The sequence below is a fragment of the Planctomycetota bacterium genome (assembly GCA_016872555.1).
Lineage (GTDB): Bacteria > Planctomycetota > Planctomycetia > Pirellulales > UBA1268 > F1-20-MAGs016.
In genome coordinates, this window is record VGZO01000090.1 from 1 (window position 1) to 8507 (window position 8507).

The following is an 8507-nucleotide window of genomic DNA, read 5'->3' on the forward strand; positions in this document are numbered from 1 at the left end:
CCGCTCGGGAGCATCACTTCGCCGATGCCGTGGGCGGTGGATCTGACGAGGCCCGCAGGGTGGGAACAAATCCGGCGCGCGGGGTGGGAAAAAAGCCGGCGCCGCAAGGGTTTGCAGCAAGTCGCAAGGGGCCGCAAGAAACGCAAAAATCCACGGGGAAAGACGCTGAAAACAGCGTTTTTCCCGTGGATTCTGCGGATTCCGGGATGGGCGATATAGGACTCGAACCTATGACCCCTAGCTTGTCGAGCTAGTGCTCTAACCAACTGAGCTAATCGCCCGGAAAAGCTCCCTGGGGAGTGTCCCGCCGCGGTCGGCCGGCGTCAAGCGCGGCTTTCACCCGGCTGCCAGAAAGGTTTCCAACCACCGGCTCGCCAGGTCGAGCGCCTCCGGCGGGAGCGCGTGGCCCTGACGGTGGTTGAACAGGCCCAGCCGCGGCGGGGGCGGCCCGAGGCGCGCCACGTCGAGGGCTCGGGAGACATAGGGCCAGGAGCGGTCGCCGTCGGCCGCGCCCGGGCCCGCCTCGCCGGCGAGGATCAATAATGCCCGCGGCACGATCAGGGCCAGCAATTCGTGATGGTCGTGGCCGAAGTCAGGCGCCTTGGCCTGTGGCCCCAGATACCAGGGGTCGTGCCAGTTGGAAAACCCGACGCCGATCCCCCCCTCGCTGAACACCGTCGCCCTCACGCGCTCGTCGAACGCCGCCAGGCAGAGGGCCTCCTTGGCGCCGAGGGAGTGGCCGAAGGCACCGAGGCGCGTGCGATCGACGCCGGGCACGGCGGTGAGGATGTCGATCGTGCGCGACGCGTCGTGGAGCATCTTCCGCATCCCCGTGGCCCCGGGATGCCGCGCGGCCACGCGCCGCACGCTGCCGGCCGTGTCGAGCCGGTGGTCGGGGGTGGTGTTCCACAGGCAGCAGCGCGGGGCGAGGACGACGAAGCCGCGCTGCACCAGATCGACAGCGGTGGCGCGCCCTGGCCGGCCGGTGATTCCCGCCACCTCGTCGATGCTCTCGGCGACGGTGGGATGGAAGACGGCGACGGCGGCGAGCGGACCGCGCGGTGCGGGATCGGGCTCGAGCAGCCAGGCTTCGACCGTCTCGTCGGGCTCGGTGCGGTAGGAGACGAGCCGGCGCCGGTGCCCCTCGGCCACCTCTTCGCGCACCACCGCAAACGTGTCGTCGACCGGATCGACCTGCCACGGCCCGAGGAGCCGCAGCCACTCGTCGCGGAGCCGCTGCCGGACCGCGAGCCACCCGCGCCAATCGCCGATCGGCTCAACGCCGGCGGGTGCAAGGAGCGACGGCAGCCCGTCGGCCGGCACGCCGGCCGGGGCCACCTGGACGGCGGCGAGGAGCTCGGCCTCGGCGCCTGGCGTTGCCCCGGCAGCCGCGCTGGCAGCGGTGCCAACCAGCGCGGCCAGCCACTCGCGGCGGGTGGGGAGGCGGTGGGGGGCATCACCTGCCGGATCGAGCGCGCATGCCATGACGATCCTGCTCCCGCAGACGTGGACGGCAAGGCAAAACCGCTTTTCCGCATTCGACCAAAATACGATCAATCGTCATATGGTCTTGACCATTTTACGATCGATCGAAGAATGGTCGGATGGCTTCGAAGGCCTCCCGCATCCGTTCGCCCGCGGCACGCCCGCGGCTCTACGACGCCGTCCTCGACTGGCATCTCGCCCGCGACCGGCAGATGGCGTTCGTGGCCGGGCCGCGTCAGGTGGGGAAGACCACCGCCTGCCGCCGCCGGGCCGAAGCGGTCCTCAACTGGGACAACGCCGACGACCGCGCCGTGATTCTCGCCGGGCCTGCCGCGACGGCGCGGCACCTGGCGCTCGAACGCCTCCGCTCCGACGCGCTGGTGGTGCTCGTCGACGAAATCCACAAGTTCGGCGGCTGGAAAGGGTTTCTCAAGGGGGTCTTCGACACGCATGGCGAGCGTCTGCGGTTGCTCGTGACGGGCAGCTCGCGGCTCGACATCTACCGCCACGGCGGCGACAGCCTGATGGGGCGATACTTGCTCTACCGCCTCCATCCGTTTTCGGTCGCCGAGATCGCCGATCCGCGGCTCCCCGACGAACGGCGCGTGATCCGCCCGCCCCGCCGCATTCCTGCGGCCGAGTGGCGGGCGCTGTGGGAGCACGGTGGCTTCCCGGAACCGTTCCTGAAGCGCGACCCGCGGTTCACGCGGCGCTGGGCGGCACTGCGTCGCCAGCAGCTCGTCCGCGAGGACATTCGCGACCTGACGCGGGTCCACGAATTGGGAAGGATCGAGATCCTCGTCCGACACCTGGAGGCGCATTCCGGGGACCAAGTCGTGTTCAGCACGCTGGCAGGGCTGCTCGGCGTCTCGGTCGACACGGCGCGCCGTTGGGTCGGGACGCTCGCGGGGTTCTACCTCGGGTTCACGCTCCAGCCCTGGCATGCCAACGTGGCGCGGAGCCTCCGCAAGGAGCCGAAGTGGTATCTTCGCGACTGGTCGAAAGTTACCGACCTCGGCAAGCGCGCCGAGACGTTCGTCGGCTGCCACCTCCTCAAGGCCGTCGAGGGCTGGACCGATCTCGGCCTCGGCGAGTTCCAGCTGGCTTACCTCCGCGACAAGGAGCGGCGCGAGGTCGACTTCGTCGTCGTCCGTGACGGACGCCCATGGTTCCTCGTCGAGGTCAAGCATTCCGGCATGGAGTTGCGGGGCTCGCTGCGCCATTTTCAGGAGCAGCTCGGCGCCCCGCATGCGTTCCAGGTCGTGATCGAAGCCGACGACGTGGCTGCCGATTGCTTCGCGCGGCCGGGGGGGCCGCTCGTCGTGCCGGCGCGGACGTTTCTGTCGCAGTTGCTCTGAATGTCCGTGGACAAAGCCCTCTGAGGCCAGTGTCCACTCAGGCGACCGCGGGAAACGCCAAGGGTTTCCCAGGTCGCCGTCGGCCGCATCCGGCACCGATCACTTCGTCACCGGCTCGTCGGCCGGGGCCGCGGCAGTGTGGGGCGTGGCGATCGCCGCCAGGCGACGGGCGACGACGTCGTTGAGGGACGACAGCCACCAGGCGTCGAGCGATTGCTGCAGGCCGACGAGGGCGTCGCGGTGGCTGGGAAACGCGCGGAGGCGCTCGACAAGGGGCACCAGCAGCGTCGCGTCGCCGGCCAGCACCGTCCCCAGGTCGCGCGTCGCCTCGTCGTCGATCCCGCGGAGCACCGAGACGAGGACGTCCTCGAGGCCCGCCGGGCCGAGGACCGCCGTCAGCGGATAGCAGTCGGTGTGGAAGGCGACCATCGAGAGCCGCTCCTGGCCGCGCCGGGCGAGCGTCGCCGCCAGCGGTGGCATCGGGCACAGCGTGGCGGCGACGGCATGGGCGATCGGCCCGTGCTCCTTGGCCCCCATGAACAGCGTCACCTCCTCGAGCACCGCCGGGCTGCCAACGGCGGCGCAGGCCCCCGCGCGGACCAGCGCCGTCGGCCAGGCGTCGCGCCCCCAGGCGCGCTCGGAGAGCCGCCAGACCAGCGCCGCCGCCTGGCGCGTCACCGCCGCCTGCCCCTCGCCGGCCGGTTCGCCCGGCGGCACGACGAGATCGTCGTCGTCGGCCGTCGTCGTGGTGGCGGCAATCCAGGCGGCGAGCTGCCGGTCGCAGCGTGCCAGCGCCTCGTCGTCGAGGCACCTGTGCGCCGCACCGGCCACGGCGCGCGCCGCCCGCTCCCAGTCGGCCCGGTCGTCACCGGCGATCCCGAACGTGGCGACGAGGCGGTGGCAGGCGGTGGCGACTTCGTCGGAGACGAGGAACGCGACGGCGGTCGACAGCGGGCGCGCGGCGTCGGCGCGGTTCGGCCCGGCGGCGGCGGTGAGCCGCTCGACGTCTTCGGCGAGCGCCCCCGGGCGGGCGGTGAGCGCGAGGCGCGCCTGCCGGGTGACCACCGACACGGGGCGGCCGGTGCTGCCGTCGAACCGGCTGACGAAGCCGTCGTCGTCGGTGACGACCAGCTCGTCCCCCTCCCAGCGCACCGTCGGCGCTCCCTCGTGGAGCAGGGCCAGCCAGGCGACCGGTTCGAGGCGGACCTCGAGGCCGAAGCCGGGGCGGACGCCGGTGCCGCCGGCACTGAATCCCATGCCCAGGGCGAGGGTGCGCGTGAACGGCCGCGGCGCTGCCGCGCCGCCGGGCGCAGGCTTCGCCTTGGCGAGCGACAGCGCCACCGACGCGGTCGCCCGGCCGGCCAGCGGCAGTGGGATGTCGAATCTCCCGGCGCCGCCGGGGGGCAGGACGCGGACCATGTCGTCGAGGACGACCAGCCCGCAGGCATCCGCTCCCTCGGCCGGCGCGGCGAGGGCGAAACCGGTCGTCCCCGAGATCACGAGGCGGGCGTGGGGAGGCGCGGCGCTGGGCACCTCCTCGGCCGTGGTCAGCGCCAGGTCGCAGACCAGGTCGGTGCCGTCGGCGAGCGCGGCGGTGAGCCACCCGCGCCCGCGGAGCAGCGTCTCCTCCTCGCGCGACAGCGCCCGCGACAGCGGCATCATCGGCGGGTACTCGTCGAGCTCGAACCGGGCCGCGACCGCCGTCGGATCGATCGGATCGCCGCGCAGCTCGACCGAGTGGCGGAGGAAGCGCCCCGAGAGGCGCAGGCGCCGATCCCACTCGCGGCGGTCGCGGTCGGTCACCGCCGCCCCGATCGTGATCCCGAGGAACTTCGCCAGCTCGTCGTGCTTGGTCGTCGCTCCGGGGAGGACCTCGACGCGCGTGAGACGGACCGGCGGCGGCAGCGTGCTCACCGAGACGGCCAGCGTCGCCCCGTCCTCTCCCGTCTCGACGGCCACGCCGACCGGGCCGTCGCCCGCCGGTTTGCCGCCGAACGCCAGCGACCAGACGCTGGCGGCGGCGGAGCGGCGCGCCGTCGGCGGCTCGAGGCCGAGGTGGCCTTCATCGCGGAGGAAGCGGATCACCGCGGCGCGGGCGCGGCGGAGCGTGGCCTCGTCGCAGGGGGCGGGGCCGGAGGCGGGCCAGATGGGGTCCTCTGGAGCGGCCGTGCGGCCTTCGGCATCGAGCCACCGCGCGGGGGCCGACGGCGCGGCCGGGTCGGCGGGAGCCGGGAGGGCGTCGGCGGGGGGCAGGGGGGTGGTGAGAAACGCCACCAGCCGCGCCGCGGCGTCGTCGGCCAAGCCGGTCACCGTCACGGTGCCGGCCTCAACGCGCGGTCCCTCGGTGACGGCGAGCACGGCGTGCTGCCGGCCGTCAATCTCCTCGGCGGCGGCGGTGACGGCGGCGGCGGGAAAACCGGCGCGGCGCAGCGTCTGCTCGGCCTTCCGCGCGAGCGCCTTGAGGAATGCCTCGCGGCTGGCCGTCGGACGGGTGAGCCACACCAGCTCGTCGTCGGTGGTGAGCGGCCGCCGCAACCGCTCCGGGTCGATCGCGGTCAGCCCCCGGATGACGAGCCGGTCGGGCTCGGCGAGGGGGCCGACCGGCTCGGCCAGCGCCGCGGCGGCGCTGGCCAGCAGGGCGGCGGCCACCAGGCCGGTGTGGCGCGGCGGCGCGCGACGAGAAGCACGGAGCATGCGTGGGACCTCGGGCGGAGGGCGGGGAGAGGGACGACGGCGCGGGGGGCGGACGGTAGCAACCGGCCGGCGACGGGAAAATACCGACGGCGCCCGCGGCGCGGCGGCCCGACCGCCCTTGTGGGGCGACGGCGGCGGCGGGGATACTGCCGCCGGTTTTCGGCCGCCGGTGGCCGTGAGACGTGTCGTTGTCGCCCCAGCCTCCCCAGCCCCATTGCCATGCCCACCGTCCGTTTCGCCGATGGCGCCCTCCACGACGCCGCCCCGCACGCCCGCCTCGCCGACCTCGTCTCCGCCGGCACCGGGAAAAAGGGGGCGCCGATCGCGGCCCTCCTCGACGGCAAGCCGGTCGGCCTCGACGCGCGCCTGCCGGAGGCGGGGGAGGCGACGCTCGAATGGCTCCGTGCCGGCGACCCGCGCGCCCTGCCGGTGATGCGCCACTCGGCGGCCCACGTCATGGCCCGGGCGGTGATGCGCCTCTTCCCCGGCGTCGAGCTGGCCTTCGGGCCGACGACCGGCGAGGGCTTTTACTACGACATGCGCGCCCCCGAGCCGATCACGGAGGACGACCTGCCGCGGATCGAGGAGGAGATGCGGCGGATCATCGCCGCCGACGAGGCCTTCGAGCGCGTCGAGGTGCCGCGCGACGAGGCGGCGAAGATCGTCCGCGGCATCAACCAGCCGCTCAAGGCGGAGCACATCGAGACCGGTCTGGCCGAACACCCGACGCTGTCGTTCTACCGGCAGGGGGAGTTCGTCGACCTGTGCCGCGGGCCGCACGTCACCTCCCCCGGCTGCATCGGCGCCTTCAAGCTCACGAGCATCGCCGGCGCCTACTGGAAGGGGGATGCGAACAACGCCCAGCTCCAGCGCCTCTACGGCACCGCGTGGTTCAGCCAGGCCGACCTCGACGCCCACCTGGCGCGGCTGGAGGAGGCGCGGAAGCGCGACCACCGCGTCCTCGGCAAGCAGCTCGAGCTGTTCACGACCAGCGCGCTTGTCGGCTCGGGTCTGATCCTGTGGATGCCCAAGGGGGCGACGGTCCGGGCCACGCTCGAGGCGTTCGTCCGCGAAGAGCTCGCCGCGCGCGGCTACCAGGCGGTGTACACGCCGCACATCGGCAAGATCGACCTCTACAAGACCTCCGGCCACTATCCCTACTACGCCGACAGCCAGTTCAAGCCGATCGTGATGCACGAGGACGAGCAGTATCTCTTGAAGCCGATGAACTGCCCGCACCACACGATGATCTACAAGGCTCGGCCGCGGAGCTACAAGGACCTGCCGCTGCGCCTGGCGGAGTTCGGCACCGTCTATCGCTACGAGCAGTCGGGGGAGCTCGGCGGCCTGACGCGCGTCCGCGGCTTCACCCAGGACGACGCCCACATCTTCTGCACGCCGGAGCAGGTCGAGGGGGAGATCGAGGGCTGCATCGACTTCACGCTCAAAGTCCTCGGCAGCCTGGCGTTCGAGAACTTCGCCGTCCGCCTCGGGTTCCGCGATCCGAACAGCGACAAATACGTCGGGCCCCCCGAGCGCTGGGCCGAGGCCGAGGGGGCGATCGAGCGCGTCGCCCGGCGGATGAACCTCCCCGGCTGCGAGCCGGAGCCGGGGGAGGCGGCGTTTTACGGACCGAAGATCGACTTCGTGATCCACGATTCGCTCGGCCGCAAGTGGCAGCTCGGCACGGTCCAGCTCGACTACAACCTCCCCAGCGCCGAGCGCTTCGACTGCGAATACGTCGGCGCCGACAACGGCCGCCACAAGCCGGTGATGATCCATCGGGCGCCGCTGGGGAGCCTGGAGCGGTTCGTCGGCGTGCTGATCGAGCACTTCGCCGGCGCCTTCCCGCTGTGGCTGGCGCCCGAGCAGGTGCGCGTGATCCCGGTGAGCGAGAAGAGCGAGGCCTACGCCAAGGGGGTCCAGGCGCGGCTCACGGCAGCGGGCCTGCGCACGGGGCTCGACCTGGCGGCCGAGAAGCTCGGCGCCAAGATCCGCACCGCGCAGCTCGAGCTGATCCCGATGATGGTCGTCTGCGGCCCGCGCGACGAGGCGGCCGGCACGGTCAGCCTCCGCGACCGGCTCGACGGTGACCTCGGGGCGATGAGTCTCGAGGCGGCGGTCGAGCGGCTCCGCGAGGAGAACCTCGCGCGGACGGTGCGCCACAAGCCGAAACCGCTGGCGGCGGTGCCGGTGGTGAGCGACGAGAGCGGTGCCGACTATTGACGGCGGCGGAGCGGCCGAGCGGCCGGGTATCATGGTGTCGGGCCGGTTGCTTCCGGGCCGCACCAGGGGAAACCGCATCGATGGCCACGCTTCCGGACGAACTGGTGATCCGTCACCGGATCACGGTCGACGACTATCACCAGATGGCCGCCGTCGGGATCTTCGGCCCCGAGACCCGGGTCGAACTGGTGGCCGGGGAGGTCCTCGACATGTCGCCGATCGGCAGCCTCCATGCGGCGCTGGTCAGGGCGCTGTCGCGCCGGCTCGCGGAGGCTGCTGGCGACCGGGCGCTGGTCGCCGTCGGCGATCCGCTGCACCTCGACCGTGCCAGCGAGCCGCAGCCCGACATCGCGCTGTTGTCACCACGGTCCGACTGGTACGCGGCCGCCCATCCGCGTGCCACCGACGTGCTGTTGGTCGTCGAGGTGGCCGAGTCGAGCCTCGCGTATGACCTCGGTATCAAGGTGCCGCTGTACGGGCGGCACGGCATCCCCGAGGCATGGGTGATCGACGCGCGGACCCGGACCGTGCACGTCTTCCGGGAGCCCTCGGCCGAGGGCTATGCGCTGACGCGCGTCGTACCCGCCGACGGCATGATCGCCAGCCTGGCGTTTCCCGAGGCCATGCTGTCGATCGGGTCGCTGGTGCCGCTGCAGGCGTTGCGCGACGATTCGTGATCAAGCCCGTCGCGATGCCACGCTGGGGCTGTCTTCAACACGTCGCAATGCCACGCTGGGGCTATCT

The 8507-nt window shown here is 72.4% G+C and carries 5 protein-coding genes and 1 tRNA gene; 3 read left to right on the forward strand and 3 right to left on the reverse strand.

The features are described from left to right. Positions 1 to 207 precede the first annotated feature (207 nt). Both FJ309_16680 and FJ309_16685 read right to left on the reverse strand, forming a co-directional pair. A tRNA-Val gene (locus FJ309_16680) sits at positions 208 to 281 on the reverse strand. Between the two features lie 55 nt (positions 282 to 336). Next, positions 337 to 1485 carry a dienelactone hydrolase gene (locus FJ309_16685; GenBank protein ID MBM3956211.1) on the reverse strand — a complete coding sequence of 383 codons (1149 nt, stop codon included), beginning with the start codon at positions 1483 to 1485 and terminating at the stop codon, positions 337 to 339. A 212-nt stretch (positions 1486 to 1697) separates the two neighbouring features. Here FJ309_16685 and FJ309_16690 point away from each other — a divergent pair, with 212 nt between their 5' ends. Beyond that, a complete protein-coding gene (locus tag FJ309_16690) occupies positions 1698 to 2843 on the forward strand; it encodes an ATP-binding protein (GenBank protein ID MBM3956212.1) in 1146 nt (381 codons plus the stop codon). A gap of 99 nt (positions 2844 to 2942) precedes the next feature. Here the strand turns inward: FJ309_16690 and FJ309_16695 are convergent, their stop codons facing one another. Beyond that, entirely contained in the window at positions 2943 to 5537 is a 2595-nt protein-coding gene (locus tag FJ309_16695; protein ID MBM3956213.1) for a hypothetical protein, read from the reverse strand. Positions 5538 to 5756: 219 nt separating this feature from the next. On the opposite strand from FJ309_16695, the gene thrS reads away from it, so the two are divergent. Then, positions 5757 to 7763, forward strand: coding sequence for a threonine--tRNA ligase (thrS, locus tag FJ309_16700; protein MBM3956214.1), 2007 nt, complete (start codon positions 5757 to 5759; stop codon positions 7761 to 7763). Positions 7764 to 7843: 80 nt separating this feature from the next. Continuing rightward, on the forward strand, positions 7844 to 8440 hold the full coding sequence (locus tag FJ309_16705) for a Uma2 family endonuclease (GenBank protein ID MBM3956215.1): 597 nt from the start codon (positions 7844 to 7846) through the stop codon (positions 8438 to 8440). Positions 8441 to 8507: the final 67 nt, after the last annotated feature.

What these genes read in the sequence shown, in the direction of transcription:
- FJ309_16705 (MBM3956215.1), top strand. Translation starts at nt 7,844, where the DNA reads ATGGCCACGCTTCCGGACGAACTGGTGATCCGTCACCGGATCACGGTC.
- FJ309_16695 (MBM3956213.1), bottom strand. Translation starts at nt 5,537, where the DNA reads ATGCTCCGTGCTTCTCGTCGCGCGCCGCCGCGCCACACCGGCCTGGTG.
- thrS (MBM3956214.1), top strand. Translation starts at nt 5,757, where the DNA reads ATGCCCACCGTCCGTTTCGCCGATGGCGCCCTCCACGACGCCGCCCCG.
- FJ309_16685 (MBM3956211.1), bottom strand. Translation starts at nt 1,485, where the DNA reads ATGGCATGCGCGCTCGATCCGGCAGGTGATGCCCCCCACCGCCTCCCC.
- FJ309_16690 (MBM3956212.1), top strand. Translation starts at nt 1,698, where the DNA reads ATGGCGTTCGTGGCCGGGCCGCGTCAGGTGGGGAAGACCACCGCCTGC.